Raw genomic sequence first — 23,134 nt, forward strand, 5'->3', positions numbered from 1 at the left:
CCAGTGCAACCACTGGCTGGTAAACTGCCCGTCATATCCATTCAGGGCAGTACCAGCGGGAATACGATTTATTCGTCTTCCAGCTCGATGTTGATACCCAGAGAACGGATCTCTTTCAACAATACGTTGAAAGATTCCGGCATACCTGGCTCCATCTGGTGGTTGCCATCCACGATGTTTTTATACATCTTGGTACGGCCGTTAACATCGTCGGACTTGACGGTGAGCATTTCCTGCAAGGTGTACGCGGCACCATATGCTTCCAATGCCCACACTTCCATCTCACCGAAGCGTTGACCACCGAACTGCGCCTTACCACCCAGCGGTTGCTGAGTAACCAGGCTGTACGAACCGGTTGAACGGGCGTGCATTTTGTCATCCACCAGGTGGTTCAGCTTCAGCATATACATGTAGCCAACGGTAACCTGACGCTCAAATTGCTCACCGGTACGACCATCAAACAGAGTAATTTGACCAGAAGTTGGCAAGTCACCCAGTTTCAGCAGCTCTTTAATTTCTTTCTCTTTCGCACCATCAAACACAGGTGTCGCAATTGGCATGCCTTTTTTCAGGTTTTCTGCCAAACGCATAACTTCTTCATCAGAGAAAGTGTTCAGATCAACTTTCTGACGGGTTTCATCACCCAGATCATAAGCTTTCTGGATAAATTCACGCAGTTTGGCAACTTCCTGCTGCTGTTTCAGCATCGCATTGATCTTGTCGCCAATGCCTTTCGCAGCCATACCCAGATGCGTTTCCAGGATCTGACCAATGTTCATACGTGATGGTACGCCCAGAGGGTTCAGTACGATATCTACCGGAGTGCCGTTTTCATCGTAAGGCATATCTTCGATCGGGTTGATCTTGGAGATAACACCTTTGTTACCGTGGCGACCCGCCATCTTATCACCCGGCTGAATCTGACGTTTAACCGCTAGATAAACTTTGACGATTTTCAGCACACCCGGTGCCAAATCATCACCTTGAGTGATCTTACGACGTTTAGCATCCAGCTTTTTCTCGAACTCAGCTTTGAGCTCGTCATACTGTTCAGCCAACTGCTCCAACTGATTCTGTTTCTCTTCATCAGCCAGACCCAGCTCTAACCAACGCTCACGAGGCAGTTTATCCAGCTTCTCAGCTTCGATGCCGCCAGCAATCAAAACAGAACGGATACGTGCAAACAGGCCAGCTTCAAAGATTTGCAACTCTTCTGTCAGGTCTTTCTTCGCCTGACGCAGTTGCATCTCTTCGATTTCCAAAGCACGTTTATCTTTCTCTACGCCATCACGGGTAAATACTTGTACGTCGATAACCGTACCGGATACGCCATTTGGTACGCGCAGAGAAGAGTCTTTAACATCAGACGCTTTCTCACCGAAGATAGCACGCAGCAATTTTTCTTCTGGCGTTAGCTGAGTTTCACCTTTAGGTGTCACTTTACCAACCAGAATGTCACCGCCGGTCACTTCCGCACCGATATAAACGATGCCAGACTCATCCAGTTTGGAGAGCGCAGCCTCACCCACGTTAGGGATGTCAGCCGTGATCTCTTCAGGCCCTAATTTGGTATCACGCGATACGCAAGCCAATTCCTGAATATGAATAGTTGTAAAGCGATCTTCCTGGACGACACGCTCAGAAACTAAGATGGAGTCCTCGAAGTTATAACCATTCCACGGCATGAACGCTACGCGCATGTTCTGACCAAGCGCCAGTTCACCCAAGTCAGTGGATGGGCCATCAGCCAGTACGTCGCCGCGTTCCACCGGTTCGCCCAGAGAGACGCACGGCATCTGGTTAATACAGGTGTTCTGGTTAGAACGGGTATATTTAGTCAGGTTATAAATATCAATACCTGCTTCACCCGAATACATCTCATCTTCGTTTACTTTGATAACGATACGAGATGCATCAACGTACTGAACCACACCACCGCGTTTAGCAACAGAAGTTACACCTGAGTCAACCGCTACTGCGCGTTCCATACCTGTACCAACCAGCGGCTTATCAGCACGCAGCGTAGGAACAGCCTGACGTTGCATGTTTGCACCCATCAATGCACGGTTTGCGTCATCGTGTTCCAAGAATGGGATCAAGGAAGCACCAACGGAAACCACCTGCTGGGTAGAAACGTCCATATATTCAACCTGTTCACGGTTAAATAAGCTGGACTCGCCATAACTACGGCAAGTTATCAGATCTTCAACGAAGTGGCCTTCATCATCCAATACGGTGTTGGCCTGTGCGATAACGAAGTTACCTTCTTCAATCGCAGACAGGTAATGAATTTCATCCGTAACAACACCATCACGCACCAGACGATATGGGGTTTCAAGGAAACCATACTCGTTAGTCTGCGCATAAACAGACAATGAGTTAATCAGACCGATGTTCGGACCTTCCGGGGTTTCGATTGGACATACGCGACCATAATGGGTTGGGTGTACGTCACGCACTTCAAAGCCAGCACGCTCACGGGTCAAACCACCTGGACCCAACGCAGAGATACGGCGTTTGTGAGTGATTTCAGAAAGCGGGTTGTTTTGGTCCATGAACTGAGATAGCTGGCTGGAACCAAAGAATTCTTTCACTGCGGCTGAAATCGGCTTAGCGTTGATCATGTCCTGAGGCATCAGTGTATCCAGATCACCCAGAGACAGACGCTCTTTAACCGCACGCTCGACACGTACCAGACCAACACGGAACTGGTTTTCCGCCATCTCACCAACAGAACGGATACGACGGTTGCCTAAGTGGTCAATATCGTCGACTTCGCCTTTACCATTACGGATATCAATGAGTTTCTTCATGACATCAATGATGTCATTTTTACTCAGAATACCAGAGCCTTCGACTTCTTCCCGACTCAATGAACGGTTGAATTTCATACGACCAACCGCAGAAAGATCATAGCGATCTTCTGAGAAGAACAGATTTTCAAACAGATTTTCTGCCGCTTCACGGGTTGGTGGCTCACCAGGACGCATCATGCGATAAATCTCAACCAAAGCGCCCAAACGGTCATTGGTTGGATCAACACGAAGTGTCTCGGAAATATATGCACCGTGATCTAAATCGTTGGTGAACAGTGTTTCGATAGATTTGTGACCAGCCTGGCTCAAACGTGCCAGCAGATCTAAGGAGAGCTCCATGTTAGCAGCACAGATAATTTCACCTGTATTGACATCAATGTAGTCTCTTGCAACAACTTTACCCGCAATGTATTCAACAGGAACCTCAATACGGTTCACTTCGTCTTTTTCTAACTGGCGGATATGACGTGCGGTAATACGGCGGCCTTTTTCAACATAAACCTTGCCGTTTGCTTCAATATCAAAAGAAGCGGTTTCACCGCGCAAACGTTCTGGCACCAGCGTCATTTGCAGTCTGTTGTCACGAATTTCGAAAATCGTTTTACTGAAGAACAGGTTCAAGATCTCTTCAGTGCTGTAATCCATTGCCCGCAGAATAATCGTTGCCGGCAATTTACGGCGGCGGTCAATACGTACAAACAGATTATCTTTTGGATCGAATTCGAAATCTAACCAAGAACCACGGTAAGGAATAATACGCGCGTTATACAGCACCTTACCGGATGAGTGAGTTTTACCCTTATCGCTGTCAAAGAATACACCAGGACTACGATGTAACTGGGAGACAATAACCCGCTCAGTACCATTGATAACAAAGGTACCGTTGTCAGTCATGAGCGGAATTTCACCCATGTAGACTTCTTGCTCTTTGATGTCTTTGACCGTGCCTTCCGGTGCTTCACGTTCATAGATAACCAGACGCAACTTAACGCGTAGAGGCGCAGAATAAGTTACACCACGAATCTGGCACTCTTTAACATCAAACACTGGCTCACCAAGACGGTAGCTAACGTATTGCAGCTCCGAACTGCCGCTGTAGCTCTGAATTGGGAATACAGAACGGAATGCCGCTTCTAAACCATTCTGGCCTTCTGGATCTTGCTCGATAAACTTCTGGAACGAGTCAAGTTGGATAGAAAGGAGATAAGGTACGTCCAACACTTGGGGACGCTTACCAAAATCCTTACGAATACGTTTTTTCTCGGTATAGGAGTAAACCATAGGGTTCCTCAGCTCGCTGATCAGTGACCCACTCTGCCCGCCCTAAAGGACAGCTCTTTACGACACTGTTTTTTCGAACAGAAAATTGAATTATTTTCCGTAATACTCATTGCTATTACTCTTAAATCATTTCATTGCGTTACCTTACTACCGAGCTACCCGAGTGGATCGTAGCTGAGAACGCAGTATATTAAGTCGTCAATAGGAAAAAGTATTTGGGGGTTAATTAACAGCCAAACAGTGGAAATGCTGCTAATGCCCTACAGCGCAAAAAGGCTGGTGATTAATAAATCACCAGCCGTCAGCCTTTAAAGTCAGGCTGCTAACTCAAAACTGAACTTACTTAATCTCAACAGAAGCACCAGCTTCTTCCAGAGATTTTTTCAGTGCTTCAGCGTCATCTTTGCTGATAGCTTCTTTCAATACAGCTGGAGCGCTTTCAACCAGATCTTTCGCTTCTTTCAGACCCAAGCCAGTTGCGCCGCGTACTGCCTTGATAACAGCAACTTTGTTACCGCCGATAGAAGACAGAACAACGTCAAACTCGGTTTTTTCTTCAACAGCTTCAGCCGCACCAGCAACAACAGCTACCGCTGCCGCAGCAGAAACGCCGAATTTCTCTTCCATCATGCTGATCAGTTCAACAACGTCCATTACGGACATTTCTGCAACTGCGTCCAGAATTTGTTCTTTAGTGATAGACATAACAAGTGTTCCTAAAATTCAGAAATAATTTATACGTTAAAAAGCAACGAAGGAAATTGGCAATTAAGCTGCTTCTTTCTGATCGCGTAACGCAGCCAGAGTACGAACCAGTTTGCCTGCTGAGGCTTCTTTCATGGTTGACATCAGGCGTGCGATTGCTTCTTCGTAAGTTGGGAGTGTTGCCAAACGGTCAATATCGGCCGCAGAGATAAACTCACCTTCAAAGGCTGCTGCTTTAATCTCGAATGCTGGATTCGCTTTCGCGAACTCTTTGAACAGACGAGCAGCGGCGCCCGGATGTTCGTTAGAGAAAGCAATCAAGGTTGGACCAACAAACGCTTCTTTCAGGCACTCATAAGCAGTACCTTCAACAGCACGGCGGATCAGTGTGTTACGCACAACACGGATATAAACGCCAGCTTCGCGACCTGCTTTACGCAGTTCAGTCATTTTATCTACGGTAACGCCACGGGAATCCGCAACAACCGCAGACAGCGCGCCTTTGGCTACTTCGCTAACTTCAGCAACAATCGCTTGTTTGTCTTGAAGATTTAGTGCCATTAGCTTCTTGCTCCTGGATTAACCGGGAAAAACCCGGAACTCACATCACTCATAACACTAAAAGTGCCTGAGCTCTAAAACACGGTGAGCAGAATCCAGAAATGAATGTCATTTGGCTCTGTCACCGTCTACGCAGGAATATTAAGTAATTACTTACACCTGCGGTCTTGGACGGGGCTTGGATTAGGCCAAGCTCCAACCGAAAATTTTTTATTTAGCTAATAAAAAACTTACTAGCCAAATACAAGGCGCCAAATTTTAGACAAATCTGACGCCAAGGTAAAGCGATAATCACATTCAGCTAAAATTAAGCTGAAGCGTTCAGACCTGATTGGTCAATCGCAACACCTGCGCCCATAGTAGTGGACAAGCTAACTTTCTTAATGTAAACGCCCTTGGCAGAAGATGGTTTAGCTTTTTTCAGCGCAACCAGCAGAGCTTCCAGGTTTTCTTTCAGTTTGTCAGCATCAAAGTCAACTTTACCAATGGTGGTGTGGATAATGCCGTTTTTATCGTTACGGTAACGAACCTGACCTGCTTTAGCGTTCTGTACAGCTTCAGCAACGTTAGGAGTTACAGTACCTACTTTAGGGTTTGGCATCAGACCGCGTGGACCCAGAATTTGACCTAATTGGCCAACAACGCGCATTGCATCTGGAGAGGCGATAACAACGTCAAAGTCCATTTCGCCTTTTTTAACTTGCTCAGCCAGATCTTCCATACCTACCAGCTCAGCGCCCGCTGCTTTAGCAGCTTCTGCATTTGCGCCTTGGGTAAATACAGCTACGCGAACGGAACGGCCAGTACCATGAGGCAATACTGTTGCACCACGTACGTTCTGGTCAGATTTACGAGCGTCGATGCCGAGGTTAACAGCAACGTCAACGCTTTCTACGAATTTAGCAGTAGCCAGCTCTTTCAGCAGAACAAAGGCTTCGTTAATATCATACTGCTTAGTTGCATCCACTTTCTCGCGGATTGTGCGCATGCGCTTGGTCAGTTTAGCCATCGATTAACCCTCCACTACCAGGCCCATGGAACGAGCAGTACCTTCAATTGAACGCATCATTGCTTCAACGCTAGCACCTGTCATATCCGCAGCTTTAGTTTCAGCAATTTCACGAATCTGCGCGCTGGTTACTTTACCAACTTTGTCTTTATTCGGTTTGCCGGAACCTGATTTAATGCCCGCTGCTTTCTTCAGCAGAACAGCCGCTGGTGGGGTCTTAGTAACGAAAGTGAAAGAACGATCAGAATAAACAGTGATCACAACAGGAATTGGCAGACCTTTTTCAATGCTGTCAGTTTTAGCATTGAACGCCTTACAGAATTCCATGATGTTGACACCCTGCTGACCGAGAGCAGGACCTACTGGAGGGCTTGGATTAGCCATACCAGCCGCAACCTGCAACTTGACATAGGCTTGTACTTTCTTAGCCATTGATAATTTTCCTCTATATGGGTGGTATCGCCTTTGTTTAAAAGGCTCCCCTGTCATTTCAGCCCCGCCCTATCCAGGCCAGACTACTAAAAAACAAAAGGCGCGAAATTGTATGTTAATTTCTCACCTATTGCAAGCCAGCAAAAATACGTTCAAAAATTACGCCTTTTCTACCTGGCTGAAATCCAGCTCAACGGGGGTCGCGCGACCAAAGATAGAAACCGAAACTTTCAGGCGGCTCTTCTCGTAATCAACTTCTTCCACAACACCATTGAAGTCTGCGAATGGACCATCGCTGACGCGAACCATTTCGCCTGGTTCGAACAATGTTTTTGGCCGGGGTTTATCACCAACCTGCTGAAGACGATTCATAATCGCATCAACTTCTTTATCACTGATTGGTGCCGGACGGTCAGATGTGCCACCGATAAAACCCATGACGCGTGGTACGCTGCGAACGAGATGCCACGTTGCATCGTTCATGATCATTTGTACCAGCACATACCCAGGGAAAAATTTGCGTTCACTTTTGCGACGCTGGCCGCTACGAATCTCAACAACTTCCTCTGTTGGCACCATCACTTCGCCAAAAGAATCTTCCATATCATGTAATTTGATATGTTCACGTAAAGATTGTGCAACGCGACCTTCAAACCCAGAAAATGCCTGTATAACATACCAACGTTTTTTTGGGGAATCTGACATCTTAGAACCTCAGGCCTGTAATAAATGAAACTAAACGCACCAGGATACCGTCAAGACCCCATAGGATCAAAGACATCAATGCAGTGACTGCCGCAACAATCAAAGTTGTATGCAGCGCTTCCTGGCGAGTTGGCCAAATAACTTTACGCATTTCAATGCGGGCTTCGCGGGCGAAAGCCAGTGTGGTTTTCCCTTTCGCAGTCCAGAGCGCAACTGCTCCCGCAAGAGCAACAATAACAACAACCGCCATCGCGCGTAGAGGAAGGCTATACTCCCGATAAAGGTAGTTTCCAACGATAGCAACCGTTAATAAGGCTGCCACTAATAGCCATTTCATTACCTCAAGACTACGCCTGCTTTCTTGAGCATCGCTATTCGCACTCATAAACCAACCTGTAACTATGATTTAAATAGATAGCCAGCTTGCCTCGCAAGAGCAAAACAAATCAGACCGAACCAAAAAATTTGAGTGATTGTATCTGACTTGGCGCCATAATTCAGTATGACATTGTATATCTGAGAGAGATATAGCCAATTCGTTGCATCAGAGCCTATCTCACCAATAATTAAAAACAACTATTGATGAGATAGGTTCTTATTAAGACAACGTACAAAAAGGGCATCGGTTGATGCCCTTTTAGTGTAATCACATCAAAAAATTACGCGATAATTTTAGCAACAACACCAGCACCTACGGTACGGCCGCCTTCACGGATAGCGAAGCGCAGCCCCTGGTCCATTGCGATTGGCGCAATCAGAGTCACTTTCATCTGAATGTTATCACCTGGCATCACCATTTCCACGCCTTCTGGCAGCTCGATTGTGCCGGTTACGTCAGTTGTACGGAAGTAGAACTGTGGACGGTAGCCTTTGAAGAATGGCGTATGACGGCCGCCTTCGTCTTTGCTCAGAATATAAACTTCTGATTCGAAAGTGGTGTGTGGCTTGATTGAACCTGGTTTTGCCAGTACCTGACCACGTTCGATTTCGTCACGTTTTGTACCACGCAGCAGAACGCCCACGTTCTCGCCCGCACGGCCTTCGTCCAGCAGTTTGCGGAACATTTCCACGCCGGTACAAGTGGTTTTCGTGGTGTCTTTGATACCAACGATTTCGACTTCTTCACCGACTTTAACAATACCGCGCTCTACACGACCGGTTACCACGGTACCACGGCCTGAAATAGAGAATACGTCTTCGATTGGCAGCAGGAATGGCTGGTCGATTGCACGCTCTGGTTCTGGAATGTAGCTGTCCAGGGCGTCGGCTAGTTCAATGATCTTCGCTTCCCACTCTGCATCGCCTTCCAGCGCTTTCAGCGCAGAACCACGGATAACTGGGGTATCGTCGCCTGGGAAATCGTACTGAGACAGCAGCTCGCGCACTTCCATCTCAACCAGTTCCAGCAGCTCTTCGTCGTCTACCATGTCGCATTTGTTCAGGAAGACGATGATGTAAGGAACGCCTACCTGACGACCTAACAGGATGTGCTCACGAGTCTGCGGCATTGGGCCGTCAGTCGCAGCAACTACCAGGATTGCGCCGTCCATCTGAGCCGCACCGGTGATCATGTTTTTCACATAGTCAGCGTGGCCTGGGCAGTCAACGTGCGCGTAGTGGCGGCTTGGGGTATCATATTCTACGTGAGAAGTAGAGATGGTGATACCACGCGCTTTTTCTTCTGGCGCGTTATCGATTTGGTCGAATGCACGAGCATTACCACCGTAGGTTTTAGCCAGTACAGTAGTGATAGCAGCAGTCAGGGTTGTTTTACCGTGGTCAACGTGGCCGATAGTACCAACGTTAACGTGCGGTTTTGTACGTTCAAATTTTTCTTTAGACACGACTCTATTCCTTAATATCGCTCCCTCATCATCGGGGAGGGAGCTGAATCTAGATATTAAACCCGAAAAACTTATTTAGCTTTACGAGATTCGATAATAGCCTGAGCGACGTTGCTCGGCGCTTCATTGTACTTCAGGAACTCCATAGAGTAAGAAGCACGACCTTGGGTCTGAGAACGCAGGTCAGTAGCATAACCAAACATTTCAGATAATGGTACCTGAGCACGTACGATTTTGCCGGTAGTCATATCTTCCATACCGTCAATCATACCACGGCGGCGGTTTAGGTCGCCGATAACGTCACCCATGTAGTCTTCTGGTGTTTCAACTTCAACTTTCATGATAGGCTCCAGCAGAACTGGTTTCGCCTTCATAAAGCCTTCTTTGAAGCCCATAGAACCTGCGATTTTGAACGCCATTTCAGAAGAGTCAACTTCGTGGTAAGAACCATCGAACAGCGCCACTTTAACGTCAACAATCGGGTAACCGGCCAGAACACCATTTTTCATTTGTTCCTGAATACCCTTATCTACTGCCGGGATATATTCTTTAGGAACAACACCACCAACGATTTCGTTAGCAAATTCGTAGCCTACGCCACCTGGTTCCATTGGCTCAATACGCAGCCATACGTGACCAAACTGACCACGACCACCAGACTGACGAACAAATTTACCTTCTTGTTCAACAGTAGAACGGATGGTTTCACGGTAAGCAACCTGAGGTTTACCGACGTTCGCTTCAACTTTGAACTCACGACGCATACGGTCAACCAAGACATCCAAGTGAAGCTCACCCATACCAGCGATAATAGTCTGACCAGATTCTTCATCGGTAGACACGCGGAATGATGGGTCTTCCTGAGCCAGACGACCTAAAGCGATACCCATTTTTTCCTGGTCAGCTTTAGTTTTTGGCTCGATAGCAACAGAGATGACTGGCTCTGGGAATTCCATACGCTCCAGGATAATTGGCGCGTTGAGATCACACAGAGTATCACCGGTAGTCACATCTTTCAGGCCAATCGCCGCGGCGATGTCACCTGCACGAACTTCTTTAATTTCTTCACGTTTATTAGCATGCATCTGAACGATACGGCCAAAACGCTCTTTTTTGTCTTTCACTGGGTTAAGAACGGTATCACCGGAATTAACCACGCCAGAGTAGACACGGAAGAAGGTCAAGTTACCAACGAATGGGTCAGTAGCGATTTTAAACGCCAGTGCCGAAAACGGTTCGCTGTCGTCAGAATGACGCTCTGCCGGCGTATCTTTACCGTCTGGCAGAATACCTTTAATGGACTCAACATCCGTTGGTGCTGGCAGGTACTCAACAACCGCATCCAGCATTGCCTGAACACCTTTGTTCTTAAATGCAGAACCACAGGTAACCAGGATGATTTCGTTAGTCAGAACACGATGACGCAGACCAGCTTTGATCTCTTCTTCAGTCAGTTCTTCACCGCCAAGGTATTTTTCCATCAGCTCTTCTGATGCTTCCGCAGCGGCTTCAATCAAATTGTTACGCCATTCTTCCGCCAGATCCTGCATATCAGCCGGGATATCTTCATAAGTGAAGGTAGTGCCCTGATCTTCATCGTTCCAGTTGATGGCTTTCATTTTCACCAGGTCAACAACACCGGTGAAAGCATCTTCTGCGCCAATGGCTAATTGCAGAGGTACTGGGTTTGCCGCCAAGCGAGTTTTGATCTGCTCAACAACACGTAAGAAATTCGCTCCCATACGGTCCATTTTGTTAACGAACGCGATACGTGGAACTCTATATTTATTTGCCTGACGCCATACGGTTTCAGACTGTGGCTGAACACCACCAACCGCACAATAAACCATTACGGCACCGTCAAGAACACGCATGGAACGTTCTACTTCGATAGTGAAGTCAACGTGCCCTGGGGTGTCAATGATATTGATACGGTGCGCATCAAACTGCTTAGCCATACCTGACCAGAAAGCAGTTGTTGCTGCGGAGGTGATGGTAATACCACGCTCCTGCTCCTGTTCCATCCAGTCCATAGTAGCAGCGCCATCATGAACTTCACCGATCTTATGGTTTACACCAGTGTAGAACAGAATACGTTCGGTAGTGGTGGTTTTACCGGCGTCGATGTGTGCACTGATACCGATGTTACGGTAACGTGCAATGGGTGTTGTACGAGCCATTTGATTCCTCTATATCCTAGGACGTTCAATGTAAATCTGGGTGGCAGAGCAGCCACCCAGGGCATCATCACTACGATGGGATTACCAACGGTAGTGTGCGAACGCCTTGTTAGCTTCTGCCATACGGTGAACGTCTTCACGTTTCTTAACGGCAGTGCCTTTATTTTCGGCTGCATCAGATAATTCGTTCGCCAGGCGCAGAGCCATAGATTTATCACCGCGTTTACGAGCAGCTTCAACGATCCAGCGCATTGCCAACGCATTGCGACGAACCGGACGAACTTCAACTGGTACCTGATAAGTAGAACCACCAACACGGCGGGACTTAACTTCCACGGTTGGACGCACATTATCCAATGCAAGTTCAAACGCTTCCAGATGTTCTTTACCAGAACGCTGAGCCAGGGTCTCAAGCGCACTATATACAATTGCTTCCGCAGTAGATTTTTTACCATCTACCATCAGGATATTGACAAATTTGGCCAGTAATTCAGATCCGAACTTTGGATCTGGCAGAATTTTACGCTGACCAATTACACGACGACGTGGCATGGAAATACTCCGTTTCGAATTCAGGGTTGTCCAAAACTCTACGAGTTTATTTTGACATTAAAGTAAATAATGTTTGGCCTTACTTAACGGAGAACCATTAAGCTTTTGGCTTCTTCACACCGTACTTAGAACGACCTTGTTTACGGTCTTTAACACCGGAACAGTCCAGTGCGCCGCGAACAGTGTGGTAACGCACACCTGGCAAGTCTTTAACACGACCGCCACGGATCAGAATTACGGAGTGCTCTTGCAAGTTGTGGCCTTCACCACCGATGTAAGAAGAAACTTCGTAACCGTTAGTCAAACGCACACGACATACTTTACGCAGTGCGGAGTTTGGTTTTTTAGGGGTGGTGGTATATACGCGAGTACATACGCCACGCTTCTGCGGGCAAGCTTCCAGAGCAGGAACGTTGCTTTTTGCAACCTTCATGCTACGGGGTTTGCGCACCAGCTGGTTAATAGTTGCCATTATTAAAAAAACTCCTGGTTTTTTTGCTTCGTAAACACGGATTAAATCTCTTGTCTGCCCAACGGCAAAACACGAGGACGCGGAATTTTATGGCTGACTCGTCAGGGTGTCAAGAAATATACAGCGTTTTCTCAACTACCAGGCGAATTGTTGATGGTGTTTTACCGTCAGGTTAACAAAGTCAGTATAGTCGATCACTTGCACTTTGTCTGAAACCTGCCCGTTCAATCCCCGCGCCTCGATATCTTCTTTCAGCGCATACAAGGCAGCGCCACAACTGATCAGATTCGGCAGATAACAATTACCGTCAATTCCTGCCAGTACGCCATCCTGAATAAACAGGATGTCATCACCACGGGCAAGCAGATTGAATATCGCATTGAAATCACATTGATAAGGCGATCGGCCAACAGTATATAGCATATTATTGTCCTTCCAATAGCTCAGAATGTCAGCACAACATCATAGTCAACCAACTTCTCACGGATTGTTTCTGCGGGTATCACTCCCGTATCCAGAACAAAACGATTGATTGAGCTTAACCCACGCATCGTAAGGTCTTCCCGGCACAAATAACATTCTTCAATATCGTACAGAGGCAACACCTTAAAAGTAGCGATATAGTTTCTGGCAAGGATTCTGTCAGGCTGCTGATTCGGTAGTAGTTGGAGTACGCCGTCAGAAATAAAAAATACACCTATCTTTTCTGTTAATGCCGAAGTTGCCAGCAATGCGTCTAAGCCTTCTCTACCCCCTGCGTCACCATGAGGCGCTTTAGTGAAGACAAAAGCAATTTTTTTCATTTTTGCCTCTCAAAATTGCACCACACGGTCACAAGTCAACATAGCCTCAGCCAGTGTTCCCAATCCACTTAGTTCAAACCCTTCAGCCAGGTTTGCTACCGGTAAATTCAACTCATTCGCCTGCTGAGCATCAAGAACGCCACGACGCAGGGCAGCGGCAATACAAATATGCATGCCAAACCGATGCTCTTTTGCCATCGCTTGCCATGCGCTAACCAAGTTGAACTCATCACCGGCTGGTACAGTCAACTGATTGCCGTTATAAACCCCTTCCCGATAAAAAAATACGGTATTAAGTTTATGCCCCATCGTAATTAAGGCTTGCGCGAATTGGTAAGCGCTGCTGGCTTGCTGGGTACCATATGCAGGCCCCGTAACCAGCAGACAATAAGACAACGAAGACATTACCGCTCAGGCCCTAAACATTCACCATTTTTAAACTGACGAATATAGAGATAAACAGTATGTTTAGAAATATTTAAACGCTCAGCAACCTGATTGATTGCATCTTTAATATCAAAAATGCCTTTCTCATAGAGATTCAGAACCACCTGCCTGTTCTTGGCATTATTGGATACACTGCGATCAATATTGACTTCTTCAATAGTATATTCCAGCGTTTGCGCGACCAAATCATCCACGGATGAGGCAAAATTTACGTTTGGTGCGACATCATGTGTTTCTTCTGGAATAAATGTCTGAATAATTTCAGAGAAAGGAACATCAAGATTCATATTAATGCACAGAAGGCCGATCACTCGGCGATTCCGGTTGCGGATCGCAATCGTAACTGACTTCATCAATGAACCGCTTTTCGCCCGGGTAAAATAGGCTTTAGATGCACTACAATCTTCGTCTGTAATGTCATGCAACATGCGCAACGCAAGATCAGTAATCGGTGAACCTATTTTACGACCTGTATGTTCTCCGTTGGCTATTCTGACGGCTGAACATTTAAGATCTTCCAATGAATGAAGGACAATCTCGCAATGCCCACCAATCAGCATAGCCAAGCCATCAACCGCGGCTTCATAAGATTTTAAAATTTCGTGGTCCGTTTCAGTAAACGGTTGGTTTTCCAGTAAATCGACATCACTGATATCACCAGATAATAACGGGTTAGACATTCAATACACCATCCTTCAAACGCAGACAACGACGTCTTGCTAAAAACACAACGTGATAAACCTATAAAAATTTCTTGTGAAAACTCAATTGTTGCAGCTTAACAGAGATCCTAATCAAAGATCTTTGCATTCACATGAAATATTGACGTTAAAACCACATGACATCATCGTCAAGCCATTGCAGCTCAGACATTTGGTCTCTATCACAGCTTTCAGTAACAAAAAACCGTTGACAGAATCTCTACCAACGGTTTTATCCGTATTGATCAAAGATATTTAGCTGACAGCTTACTTAGCTTTGGTATCCGCTTTAATATCCAACAACTCGATATCAAATACTAATGTAGAATTTGCAGGAATACCTGGCAGATCCGCTTTACCATAGGCCAGCTCTGGTGGAATAACCAGTTTAATTTTTCCACCTTTTTTCACATTCTGTAAACCTTCTGTCCAACCAGGGATAACGCCATCCAGGCGAATAGAAAGCGGCTCATTACGCTTATAGGAACTATCGAACTCTTTACCATCAATCAATGTCCCCCGATAGTTCACAACTACCGTGTCGCTTGCCACAGGTTTCTTACCACTGCCGTCCTTCTCTATTTTATACAAAAGGCCGGTTTTGCTCTTAACGACGCCTTTTTCCTTAGCAAATTCTTCACGATATTTAGCGCCTTTAGCTTCATTCTCGCGAGCTTCTTTTTCCATTTTAGCTTCAGCGGCAGACTTCACTTTCCCTTCAAATGCACGCAGCGTATTTTCAATTTCGCTGTCAGTCAGTTTGCTTTTGTCATTAAAAGCATCCTGCACACCCGATAACAATTGATCTTTATCCAATGGGATACCCAGAGATTTCTGTTCTTTCAGGGTGTTTTGCATATAACGCCCTAAAGATGCACCCAGAGCATAAGCGTTTTGCTGATCTTCTGTTTTAAATGCGCTGTTCAATTCTGTGCTACTCTGACTATCCGCTTTAGCCGCCAACACCTGAGGGGCGCTGAAAGCCATCGCTAATGTGGTAGCAAGCAGGGTAACTTTAAACAATGATTTCATCTGTTTCTCCAATAGCTTTGGGGGATTTTACCGTCAGCAAAAGTTATGCAATCAAGCCACTATAACTGCCTACAGGAGCACAACACAATATTTGTTGAACACAATGTTTGCTGAACATAATGTTTATTGAACACAATATTTGCTGTTTTAGTGCCCTAAGCTTATTAGGACAACATAAATGGCAAGAGGTTTCATAATAACCGCATTTCACAGAATATTCTGGGCATAGTAGGCCACTCTTAATTAATATGGGGCATTTAACACTGGCAATACAGGGCCTGAAATGGGAGGAGATCATGGATCTGTCAGAATTTGAGCAACGGCTTGAACATTTGGAAAGTCGAATTGCCTTTCAAGATATAACTATCGAAGAATTAAATCAGGTAGTAACTGAGCAACAAAGGGAGATCGCCAGATTAAAAGAGCATTTGCGGTTGATGACAGAACGATTAAAAGCCACTCAACCCTCAATGGTCGCTTCACCATCTGAGGAGACTCCTCCGCCTCATTACTAGAAAAACATTAAATTACAATAAACTAGGGCAAGTATCGAAACTGAATATTCCAAACTTGCCCCGTTTTTTTAAATATTAAAAATGTACTATCCGCTTTAGCTTATCAGTGGCAACTGCCGCCACCGCAGCATCCGTGTCCTTCATCATGATGGTGATGATGACCGTCATCATGGCCATGACCACCACAGCAGCCTCCCTCGCCATGTTCGTGACCATGAGCGCCATGAACATGACCATGAGCCAATTCTTCTTCAGTCGCTTCACGGATGGCGATGACTTCAACATTGAATTTCAGATTCTGACCAGCCAGCATATGGTTACCATCAACCACAACATGCTCGTCTTCAACCGCTGTAATTTCTACGGGTACTGGCCCCATATCGGTATCAGCCAAGAAACGCATGCCAACTTCCAGTTCATCAACACCAACAAAGACATCTTTTGGCACACGCTGAACCAGATTGTCATCATACTGACCATAAGCATCATCAGCCTGCACGCTGACATCAAAACTCTCACCCGCCTCACGGCCTTCCAGCGCCTTTTCCAAACCGCTAATCAATGAACCACGGCCATGCAGATAGTCCAACGGCGCACTCGCCGGCGACTCATCAACTAAAACACCATCTTCTGTTCTTACTTGATAAGCCAGGCTGACTACCAAGTCTTTTGCTACTTTCATGACATCTCCTACCCGTGGGTCTAAAAATTTTTACCGATTGTAGCGGAATTTTCAGTCTCTGTACTCACTCGCGCTAATATTCACATAATTATTGTGGGGTAAAAATACCAATAACCTGTTCCTGCTTTCTGACATGAGAGGTCACTTTCTCATCAGTCTGACGTTGTTGATGACCACAATGGACACATTCCACCACATCAACCTGATCTTCTCGCCACATTGCGAGTGTGTCCTGAGAGTGACATTCTGGGCAGACAGCACCAGCAATAAATCTCTTACGACTTACCGACATGATTTGCTCCGCTATTATTCATGTATTCATGCTCATCCCAACCATCCGGTTGGCGACGTTCATTCAGCATTTCCCGTTCAAACAGCTCTTCCAGTTCCCGCCGCGCCTCTTTTATACGAGATATGTGAGCCACATCTCCCTGTAGCTGCGGCATGAGTTCTCTCAGCATCCGCATATCTAACCGCTGGAAATGTTGTTTTGCACGATTAGCTTTATGCGGATGCATTCCCAATTCAACTAAGGTTTTACGTCCCAGTTCCAAAGCGCTGGAGAAAGTTTCACGGGTGAAATTTTTTACTCCATTTTGCAGCAGTTCATGCGCTTCCAGGCGTCCTCTGGCTCGCGCCATAATATGCAGATTCGGAAAATGTTTCTGGCATAAATGAACGATCATCATGGTATCTTCCGGCTCATTACAGGTGATGACTATCGCTTTGGCTTTATCCGCACCTGCCGAACGTAACAGCTCCAATTCAGCCGCATCGCCATAATAAACTTTATAGCCATAACGCCGCATCGTACTCACAGCACTGACATCGCGTTCTAACACCGTTATACGGATTTTGTTCACCATTAGAAGACGACCGATTACCTGACCGAATCGACCAAAACCCACTAAAATCACCTGCGGATCATCATTTTCCACAAAGGGCTGTTCATCCGTCTCATCTTGGGCATTATAACGACGTGCCAGAATAGCATCTATCAATTGCATGACAAGCGGCGTTGTCATCATCGATATCGTCACTACGACCAGCAACAAAGCCATCTGTCCACTATTGAGCACATTCTGGCTCAGTGCGGCAGAAAACAGAACAAAGGCGAATTCTCCCCCTTGGCTGAGTACGCCGGAAAATTGCAGGCAGGATGCCCCCCGCAAGCCAGCAATCATTGCGATCAGATACAGCACAATGCCTTTCACAATCACCAAAGCCAGCACACCAAGTAATACTTCGGACAAATGTATTAGTAGTACTCCCAGATTCAGAGACATACCGACCGAAATAAAAAACAGCCCCAACAGTAATCCTTTAAACGGTTCTATGGATATTTCCAGTTCATGGCGATATTCGCTATCTGCCAGTAATACCCCGGCGATAAAGGTTCCCAGTGCCATAGAAAAACCGAGCGCTTCCATAAATAGCGCTGAGCTGAGTACCACCAGTAACGCCGCCGCGGTAAATAGTTCACGCACTCCAGCTCTGACGACTAAACGAAACAACGGGCGTAACAGATAACGGCCACCGAGCAACATACCAGCAAAAGCAGCAATTTTTAGCGCTATTCGATACCAGTCACTGGATGCTGTTCCACCTGCCAACAGCGGAATCAATGCCAAAGCCGGGATTACCGCCATATCTTGAAATAGCAAAACCGAGAAACCAAGCTGCCCGCCTTCATTGCGGTTCATGCCCTTCTCTTTCATGAGTTGCAGAGCCATTGCCGTTGAGGACATCGCCATACCGATACCACCAATAACCGCCGCCTGCCATGAAAAATCGGTCAGATATAGCAACACCGCCAGCACACTCGCCGTGAAAATAACTTGAGCCGCACCGACACCAAAAATAGATCGTCTGAGTTGCCAGAGTTTAGCGGGGTTAAGCTCAAGGCCGATGATAAACATCAGGAAAACAATCCCCAACTCAGAGAAATGAAGAATATCATCAACATCCCTGATAAAGCTCAACCCCCACGGGCCCAGGACAATCCCTGCCAACAAATAACCTAATACTGCTCCAATCTTGCATTTCTGTGCGATTGGCACTGCCACAACAGCAGCAAATAAAAACAATACACCGGCGCTCAATTGCGCTGAATGCTCCATAACTATAGCCCTCCTAATGACAATGGCGATTTGAGCCATTCACGATAATCATTAGCATGGATGGCAAGAAGTTCAGGTTTTTGGCGACGCGCCCAATAAACAATAATTGGTGATAACCAATGCATACGGCACATCGCTGCGGTGAGTTCAAAAGGACGAAGGATCTCTTCCATTGGATAGAGATTATACCCATCAGCCCGGAAAGTGCTTTCCGGTTCCCCTGTAGTAATCACTGAACGCCAATATTTTCCCTGTAATGCCAATCCGGTAATACCACTGGCAAACCCGCGAGTCAGTACACGATCCATCCACTCCTTTAATAAAGCGGGACAACTGTAGGTATACAGTGGGTGTTGAAAAACAATCACCTGATGCTCTCGAAGCAGTTGCTGCTCATAATGAACATCAATAAAAAAATCTGGATAAGCTCCATATAAGTCGTGAATCGTAACATGCTCTAAACCCTGCACAGGTTGTAACAAAACACGATTTGCTACTGAATCCTGTGGCTCAGGATGGGCATACAGCAGCAGGACTTTAGGCGGCTGTAACATCGTTCCCTCCTCAAGAACGTGTCAGGACACGTATTTTCCGTTAACATGCATACAAAGTGATAAAATTAAGACGCTTATTATCTGTTACTGCTAATTTAACATATTTTATACAAACGATACTTATGATTGTTTTCTCTTCATTACAAATTCGTCGCGGAACCCGTGTCTTGCTGGATAATGCCAGCGCCACTATTAATCCCGGGCAGAAAGTTGGTCTGGTAGGGAAAAATGGCTGTGGCAAATCTACCCTACTTGCATTATTAAAAAATGAACTTCAGGCGGAAGCAGGAGCATTCACTTTTCCCAGTAACTGGGCGCTGTCTTGGGTGAATCAAGAAACGCCTGCCTTGGAAATACCTGCTCTGGAGTATGTTATTGATGGTGATCGTGAATTCCGCCAACTGGAACAACAACTGCGGATAGCCAATGAAAAAAATGACGGTAACCTGATCGCTCACCTACACAGTCAACTGGACACGGTTCAAGCCTGGACGATCCGTTCAAGAGCATCAAGTTTGTTGCACGGCTTAGGTTTCTCTCAAGAGCAACTCGATCAACCTGTACGCGCCTTTTCCGGCGGATGGCGCATGCGCCTCAATCTAGCTCAGGCACTACTCTGCCGTTCTGACTTATTGTTGCTTGATGAACCGACTAACCATCTTGATCTGGATGCGGTTATCTGGTTGGAAAAATGGCTGAGAAGCTACCCCGGGACATTAATCCTTATCTCCCATGATCGGGATTTTCTCGACCCTATTGCCGATAAGATCCTCCATATAGAGCAACAATCGCTGTTTGAGTACAGCGGCAACTACTCATCTTTCGAACGCCAACGCGCGACCAAGCTGGCGCAACAACAGGCTCTTTATAAAAGTCAGCAAGAGAAAGTCGCCCACCTGCAAAGCTATATTGACCGTTTCCGCGCCAAGGCCAGCAAAGCCAAACAGGCTCAGAGCCGTATCAAGATGTTAGAGCGGATGGAGTTGATCGCTCCTGCCCACGTTGATAACCCATTTCATTTTAGTTTCCGTAAACCAGAGAGTCTGCCCAATCCACTCCTGAAAATGGAAAAAGTCAGCGCAGGCTATGGCGAACGGACTGTTTTAAATTCCATCAAGCTGAATCTGGTTCCCGGCTCCCGCATTGGTCTGCTGGGCCGTAATGGCGCGGGTAAATCCACGTTGATTAAACTGTTAGCTGGAGAACTGCAATCTCAGAGTGGAACGGTAGAATTAGCTAAAGGGATTAAACTGGGATATTTCGCCCAGCATCAACTGGAATATTTGCGTGCGGATGAATCGCCATTACAGCATTTAGTCCGCATTGCGCCACAGGAAACAGAGCAGCAACTGAGGGATTATCTGGGCGGCTTTGGTTTCAAAGGCGATCAAGTGACCGACCCAAGTGGGCGTTTTTCCGGGGGAGAAAAAGCGCGTTTGGTTTTGGCATTGATGGTCTGGCAACGCCCTAACCTTCTGTTGCTTGATGAACCAACGAACCATCTCGACCTGGATATGCGTCAAGCACTGACAGAAGCTTTGATCGACTTTGACGGTGCGTTAGTGGTGGTTTCCCATGACCGGCATCTATTACGTTCAACAACAGATGAGTTATATCTGGTTCATGATGGCCGGGTAGAATCATTCAATGGCGACTTAGAAGATTATCAACAATGGCTGACCGATCAACAACGTCAACTAAATCAGCAAATACGTGAAAACAACGATAAGGAAAAAGAGACATCCAGCCAAAGCGCTCAGGAAAGAAAAGATCAAAAACGGCGTCAAGCTGACTTCCGTAACCAAACGCAACCACTGCGCAAACAGCTTGCTGATCTGGAAAAACAGATGGAGAAACTGGGTAACGAACTGGTCGCACTAGAAAATCAGCTTTCAGACAGCGCTATTTATGATATCAGCCGTAAAACCGAATTGACTGAATATCTGCAAAAACAGAATCAGACCAAATCAAAATTGGAAGCAATTGAATTAACATGGATGGAAATTCAGGAACAGCTTGAAAAAATGACGCAAGAGTTTGAAGGATAAATGATTTAATACATTATCATTCAATAAAAATAGAGCGGAGAAAATAATCCGCTTTATTTTTCGATAATATTCATATTATTTCATTGAAAACAGCAATAGATAAATCCAACCATAATACCCCATATATATTTCATCTTTATCCACAATAATATCACTGCACAATTTCAATATAATCACTCCCTATACAAATAACAGCTATCTTTCTTATTCACATATTATCGATTAATGAAGAAAATAATTCTGCTTCACTTACCAACTCATAATCGATAACAGGACTCCATAAGATACCAAAATCAATCTCCATATCGGTTTTCAACACCTCTAATGAATCCAGATATTGTGATGGAATTGAGCGAATAACTTTTTCCGGCACTAAAGAAAAACCATTGCGTTTAATGATCAACTCAATCATGACCATAATATCATTAGTTCTTAACATTAAATTCATATTATTATTATAAATAGAAAATGTATTAATACCATCGGTAAAATCAATCGATATATTACTCTCACCAGTATCAACAAGGCTATATAATGATGCTATTTCCTTATTTAACTCAGCAAAATTCTGATTCCAATCACTGCCTTTTTTAAAAAGATAAACGAGTTTTTCAGTAAAAATCTTCCTTGGCATAAGTGATGAAGTTAACGGTAAAGGAACAATAGCGATATGTAATAGACCTGAGTTTAATAGATTCATTTGCTGCTCAAATGTCAGCCCCGTCATTAGCACAAGTACCACCTTTTCCTTACTACCTAGAAAAAGCCGCTCTTCCATTTTCCCGGAATCATAAATAGGAAAACAAGAGCTAACATAGAGGTAATGTGGCGAATCATATTGCAAATCATGATTCACCTGAGTCTGAAACTGCTCAAAATGACTCAATAACTTCTGAGCATTCTCAAAGGTCTTTTGCCCAAAATCAGTCAATCTAGTACCATTCGGCCCTCTGGAAAACAAAGAAGCCCCGAACTCTTCTTCCAGCGCATTAATTTTCTTAGTCAGCCCAGGTTGTGAAATATGTAGTATTTGAGAAGCCTGATGATAATTAAGTGTTTCAGCCAACACGATAAAAGCTTTGAGATTACGTATATCCATATCTCCACCATTCGGGTTTATCTTTCAAACTTTGCTTGCGTTATTATTTCAACAATAGACTAAATCACTTAGACTTAACTGAAATTAACTAAATAGAGATTAAACAACAATTATAAGATGATCAATTAATTTATTATAAAAATGTTGACAAAAGTTTATATTTACCATAATTCCTTTCTACTCCCTGAGGTAAATGACTAAATAATCCATCTAAATTAAACGCTTTAAAATATAATGAATTTTACGCTTTTTAGGTGTTTTACCTATAGCAATCCCTATACATCCTGTGACATACATTCGCTACTACACAAGGTAGATAAATATATCTGGTGAATATCATTATGAAAACATCGCTATTAGCCTTAATTTTTAAATCAAATCTCGCCGCCACCCACCAATAAGACTAACATTAATCACATAGTTTAATATCTTTTACATATTTATTCGGTGACATCCAAGATATCTTTTGGCATATCAAGTAATTCTTACTCCTCAGTTTATAATGCACATAAAAAGATACAGGAAAACTCAAAAAAAATGCAACAATAGCTATCATACCAAGATATTTAACATAAA

24 protein-coding genes are annotated in these 23,134 nt (G+C 45.2%); 2 read left to right on the forward strand and 22 right to left on the reverse strand.

What is annotated here, in order from left to right:
• Nucleotides 1-68: 68 nt before the first annotated feature.
• From rpoB to fkpA, 16 genes are all read right to left on the reverse strand, one after another.
• Nucleotides 69-4,097 (reverse strand): DNA-directed RNA polymerase subunit beta, encoded by a 4,029-nt coding sequence (gene rpoB, locus BA1DRAFT_RS13310; RefSeq protein WP_036779928.1) that lies wholly within the window; start codon nt 4,095-4,097, stop codon nt 69-71.
• 339 nt (nt 4,098-4,436) lie between these two features.
• On the reverse strand, nt 4,437-4,802 hold the full coding sequence (gene rplL, locus BA1DRAFT_RS13315) for a 50S ribosomal protein L7/L12 (RefSeq protein ID WP_036779931.1): 366 nt from the start codon (nt 4,800-4,802) through the stop codon (nt 4,437-4,439).
• A 63-nt stretch (nt 4,803-4,865) separates the two neighbouring features.
• On the reverse strand, nt 4,866-5,363 hold the full coding sequence (gene rplJ / locus BA1DRAFT_RS13320; protein WP_036779932.1) for a 50S ribosomal protein L10: 498 nt from the start codon (nt 5,361-5,363) through the stop codon (nt 4,866-4,868).
• Between the two features lie 307 nt (nt 5,364-5,670).
• Nucleotides 5,671-6,372 (reverse strand): 50S ribosomal protein L1, encoded by a 702-nt coding sequence (gene rplA / locus BA1DRAFT_RS13325; protein WP_036779934.1) that lies wholly within the window; start codon nt 6,370-6,372, stop codon nt 5,671-5,673.
• 3 nt (nt 6,373-6,375) lie between these two features.
• The gene (gene rplK / locus BA1DRAFT_RS13330; protein WP_036779946.1) at nt 6,376-6,804 is read right to left on the reverse strand and encodes a 50S ribosomal protein L11; all 429 of its coding nucleotides are present in this window, start codon (nt 6,802-6,804) and stop codon (nt 6,376-6,378) included.
• 159 nt (nt 6,805-6,963) lie between these two features.
• The gene (gene nusG, locus BA1DRAFT_RS13335) at nt 6,964-7,509 is read right to left on the reverse strand and encodes a transcription termination/antitermination protein NusG (RefSeq protein ID WP_011144820.1); all 546 of its coding nucleotides are present in this window, start codon (nt 7,507-7,509) and stop codon (nt 6,964-6,966) included.
• 1 nt (nt 7,510) lies between these two features.
• Nucleotides 7,511-7,894 (reverse strand): preprotein translocase subunit SecE, encoded by a 384-nt coding sequence (gene secE, locus BA1DRAFT_RS13340; RefSeq protein ID WP_036771654.1) that lies wholly within the window; start codon nt 7,892-7,894, stop codon nt 7,511-7,513.
• 274 nt (nt 7,895-8,168) lie between these two features.
• Entirely contained in the window at nt 8,169-9,353 is a 1,185-nt protein-coding gene (tuf, locus tag BA1DRAFT_RS13345) for an elongation factor Tu (protein ID WP_036779953.1), read from the reverse strand.
• A gap of 71 nt (nt 9,354-9,424) precedes the next feature.
• Nucleotides 9,425-11,533, reverse strand: coding sequence for an elongation factor G (gene fusA, locus BA1DRAFT_RS13350; RefSeq protein ID WP_036779955.1), 2,109 nt, complete (start codon nt 11,531-11,533; stop codon nt 9,425-9,427).
• Nucleotides 11,534-11,614: 81 nt separating this feature from the next.
• On the reverse strand, nt 11,615-12,085 hold the full coding sequence (gene rpsG, locus BA1DRAFT_RS13355; protein WP_011144816.1) for a 30S ribosomal protein S7: 471 nt from the start codon (nt 12,083-12,085) through the stop codon (nt 11,615-11,617).
• A 97-nt stretch (nt 12,086-12,182) separates the two neighbouring features.
• Nucleotides 12,183-12,557 (reverse strand): 30S ribosomal protein S12, encoded by a 375-nt coding sequence (gene rpsL, locus BA1DRAFT_RS13360; RefSeq protein ID WP_011144815.1) that lies wholly within the window; start codon nt 12,555-12,557, stop codon nt 12,183-12,185.
• Between the two features lie 135 nt (nt 12,558-12,692).
• Nucleotides 12,693-12,980 carry a sulfurtransferase complex subunit TusB gene (gene tusB, locus BA1DRAFT_RS13365; protein WP_036779957.1) on the reverse strand — a complete coding sequence of 96 codons (288 nt, stop codon included), beginning with the start codon at nt 12,978-12,980 and terminating at the stop codon, nt 12,693-12,695.
• A gap of 20 nt (nt 12,981-13,000) precedes the next feature.
• On the reverse strand, nt 13,001-13,360 hold the full coding sequence (gene tusC, locus BA1DRAFT_RS13370; RefSeq protein ID WP_036779960.1) for a sulfurtransferase complex subunit TusC: 360 nt from the start codon (nt 13,358-13,360) through the stop codon (nt 13,001-13,003).
• 9 nt (nt 13,361-13,369) lie between these two features.
• A complete protein-coding gene (tusD, locus tag BA1DRAFT_RS13375) occupies nt 13,370-13,765 on the reverse strand; it encodes a sulfurtransferase complex subunit TusD (RefSeq protein WP_036779963.1) in 396 nt (131 codons plus the stop codon).
• Complete coding sequence (locus BA1DRAFT_RS13380) at nt 13,765-14,487, reverse strand: helix-turn-helix transcriptional regulator (RefSeq protein ID WP_036779966.1); 723 nt, start codon at nt 14,485-14,487, stop codon at nt 13,765-13,767. Before BA1DRAFT_RS13380 ends, tusD begins: the two co-directional genes overlap by 1 nt.
• A gap of 288 nt (nt 14,488-14,775) precedes the next feature.
• Complete coding sequence (fkpA, locus tag BA1DRAFT_RS13385) at nt 14,776-15,540, reverse strand: FKBP-type peptidyl-prolyl cis-trans isomerase (protein WP_051560788.1); 765 nt, start codon at nt 15,538-15,540, stop codon at nt 14,776-14,778.
• 296 nt (nt 15,541-15,836) lie between these two features.
• Here fkpA and BA1DRAFT_RS13390 point away from each other — a divergent pair, with 296 nt between their 5' ends.
• The gene (locus BA1DRAFT_RS13390; RefSeq protein ID WP_036779968.1) at nt 15,837-16,055 is read left to right on the forward strand and encodes a protein SlyX; all 219 of its coding nucleotides are present in this window, start codon (nt 15,837-15,839) and stop codon (nt 16,053-16,055) included.
• Between the two features lie 103 nt (nt 16,056-16,158).
• On the opposite strand, the gene slyD is transcribed toward BA1DRAFT_RS13390, so the two are convergent.
• From slyD to kefG, 4 genes are all read right to left on the reverse strand, one after another.
• Nucleotides 16,159-16,737 carry a peptidylprolyl isomerase gene (gene slyD / locus BA1DRAFT_RS13395; RefSeq protein ID WP_036779972.1) on the reverse strand — a complete coding sequence of 193 codons (579 nt, stop codon included), beginning with the start codon at nt 16,735-16,737 and terminating at the stop codon, nt 16,159-16,161.
• Nucleotides 16,738-16,825: 88 nt separating this feature from the next.
• Nucleotides 16,826-17,029: a YheV family putative zinc ribbon protein gene (locus BA1DRAFT_RS13400; protein WP_036779975.1), complete on the reverse strand. Its 204-nt coding sequence runs from the start codon at nt 17,027-17,029 to the stop codon at nt 16,826-16,828.
• On the reverse strand, nt 17,013-18,857 hold the full coding sequence (kefB, locus tag BA1DRAFT_RS13405) for a glutathione-regulated potassium-efflux system protein KefB (RefSeq protein ID WP_051560789.1): 1,845 nt from the start codon (nt 18,855-18,857) through the stop codon (nt 17,013-17,015). The genes BA1DRAFT_RS13400 and kefB overlap by 17 nt, the downstream gene beginning before the upstream one ends.
• A 2-nt stretch (nt 18,858-18,859) precedes the next feature.
• Complete coding sequence (kefG, locus tag BA1DRAFT_RS13410; RefSeq protein ID WP_036779977.1) at nt 18,860-19,411, reverse strand: glutathione-regulated potassium-efflux system ancillary protein KefG; 552 nt, start codon at nt 19,409-19,411, stop codon at nt 18,860-18,862.
• 122 nt (nt 19,412-19,533) lie between these two features.
• Between kefG and BA1DRAFT_RS13415 the strand changes: the two genes are divergently transcribed.
• Nucleotides 19,534-21,459: an ABC transporter ATP-binding protein gene (locus BA1DRAFT_RS13415; RefSeq protein ID WP_036779980.1), complete on the forward strand. Its 1,926-nt coding sequence runs from the start codon at nt 19,534-19,536 to the stop codon at nt 21,457-21,459.
• A gap of 208 nt (nt 21,460-21,667) precedes the next feature.
• Here the strand turns inward: BA1DRAFT_RS13415 and BA1DRAFT_RS13420 are convergent, their stop codons facing one another.
• Both BA1DRAFT_RS13420 and BA1DRAFT_RS22070 read right to left on the reverse strand, forming a co-directional pair.
• On the reverse strand, nt 21,668-22,558 hold the full coding sequence (locus tag BA1DRAFT_RS13420) for a LysR family transcriptional regulator (protein ID WP_036779982.1): 891 nt from the start codon (nt 22,556-22,558) through the stop codon (nt 21,668-21,670).
• A 409-nt stretch (nt 22,559-22,967) separates the two neighbouring features.
• Nucleotides 22,968-23,134, reverse strand: a 167-nt coding sequence (locus tag BA1DRAFT_RS22070) for a DUF1240 domain-containing protein (RefSeq protein ID WP_152544327.1), incomplete at its 5' end; no start/stop codon positions are given.

Source organism: Photorhabdus aegyptia (genome assembly GCF_000612035.1).
GTDB classification, from domain to species: Bacteria; Pseudomonadota; Gammaproteobacteria; order Enterobacterales; family Enterobacteriaceae; genus Photorhabdus; species Photorhabdus akhurstii.

Bases quoted from the DNA above. Each gene is read 5' to 3' on its own strand.
- rpoB (WP_036779928.1), bottom strand. From the start codon at position 4,097: ATGGTTTACTCCTATACCGAGAAAAAACGTATTCGTAAGGATTTTGGT.
- rplL (WP_036779931.1), bottom strand. From the start codon at position 4,802: ATGTCTATCACTAAAGAACAAATTCTGGACGCAGTTGCAGAAATGTCC.
- rplJ (WP_036779932.1), bottom strand. From the start codon at position 5,363: ATGGCACTAAATCTTCAAGACAAACAAGCGATTGTTGCTGAAGTTAGC.
- rplA (WP_036779934.1), bottom strand. From the start codon at position 6,372: ATGGCTAAACTGACCAAGCGCATGCGCACAATCCGCGAGAAAGTGGAT.
- rplK (WP_036779946.1), bottom strand. From the start codon at position 6,804: ATGGCTAAGAAAGTACAAGCCTATGTCAAGTTGCAGGTTGCGGCTGGT.
- nusG (WP_011144820.1), bottom strand. From the start codon at position 7,509: ATGTCAGATTCCCCAAAAAAACGTTGGTATGTTATACAGGCATTTTCT.
- secE (WP_036771654.1), bottom strand. From the start codon at position 7,894: ATGAGTGCGAATAGCGATGCTCAAGAAAGCAGGCGTAGTCTTGAGGTA.
- fusA (WP_036779955.1), bottom strand. From the start codon at position 11,533: ATGGCTCGTACAACACCCATTGCACGTTACCGTAACATCGGTATCAGT.
- rpsG (WP_011144816.1), bottom strand. From the start codon at position 12,085: ATGCCACGTCGTCGTGTAATTGGTCAGCGTAAAATTCTGCCAGATCCA.
- rpsL (WP_011144815.1), bottom strand. From the start codon at position 12,557: ATGGCAACTATTAACCAGCTGGTGCGCAAACCCCGTAGCATGAAGGTT.
- tusB (WP_036779957.1), bottom strand. From the start codon at position 12,980: ATGCTATATACTGTTGGCCGATCGCCTTATCAATGTGATTTCAATGCG.
- tusC (WP_036779960.1), bottom strand. From the start codon at position 13,360: ATGAAAAAAATTGCTTTTGTCTTCACTAAAGCGCCTCATGGTGACGCA.
- tusD (WP_036779963.1), bottom strand. From the start codon at position 13,765: ATGTCTTCGTTGTCTTATTGTCTGCTGGTTACGGGGCCTGCATATGGT.
- BA1DRAFT_RS13380 (WP_036779966.1), bottom strand. From the start codon at position 14,487: ATGTCTAACCCGTTATTATCTGGTGATATCAGTGATGTCGATTTACTG.
- fkpA (WP_051560788.1), bottom strand. From the start codon at position 15,540: ATGAAATCATTGTTTAAAGTTACCCTGCTTGCTACCACATTAGCGATG.
- BA1DRAFT_RS13390 (WP_036779968.1), top strand. From the start codon at position 15,837: ATGGATCTGTCAGAATTTGAGCAACGGCTTGAACATTTGGAAAGTCGA.
- slyD (WP_036779972.1), bottom strand. From the start codon at position 16,737: ATGAAAGTAGCAAAAGACTTGGTAGTCAGCCTGGCTTATCAAGTAAGA.
- BA1DRAFT_RS13400 (WP_036779975.1), bottom strand. From the start codon at position 17,029: ATGTCGGTAAGTCGTAAGAGATTTATTGCTGGTGCTGTCTGCCCAGAA.
- kefB (WP_051560789.1), bottom strand. From the start codon at position 18,857: ATGGAGCATTCAGCGCAATTGAGCGCCGGTGTATTGTTTTTATTTGCT.
- kefG (WP_036779977.1), bottom strand. From the start codon at position 19,411: ATGTTACAGCCGCCTAAAGTCCTGCTGCTGTATGCCCATCCTGAGCCA.
- BA1DRAFT_RS13415 (WP_036779980.1), top strand. From the start codon at position 19,534: ATGATTGTTTTCTCTTCATTACAAATTCGTCGCGGAACCCGTGTCTTG.
- BA1DRAFT_RS13420 (WP_036779982.1), bottom strand. From the start codon at position 22,558: ATGGATATACGTAATCTCAAAGCTTTTATCGTGTTGGCTGAAACACTT.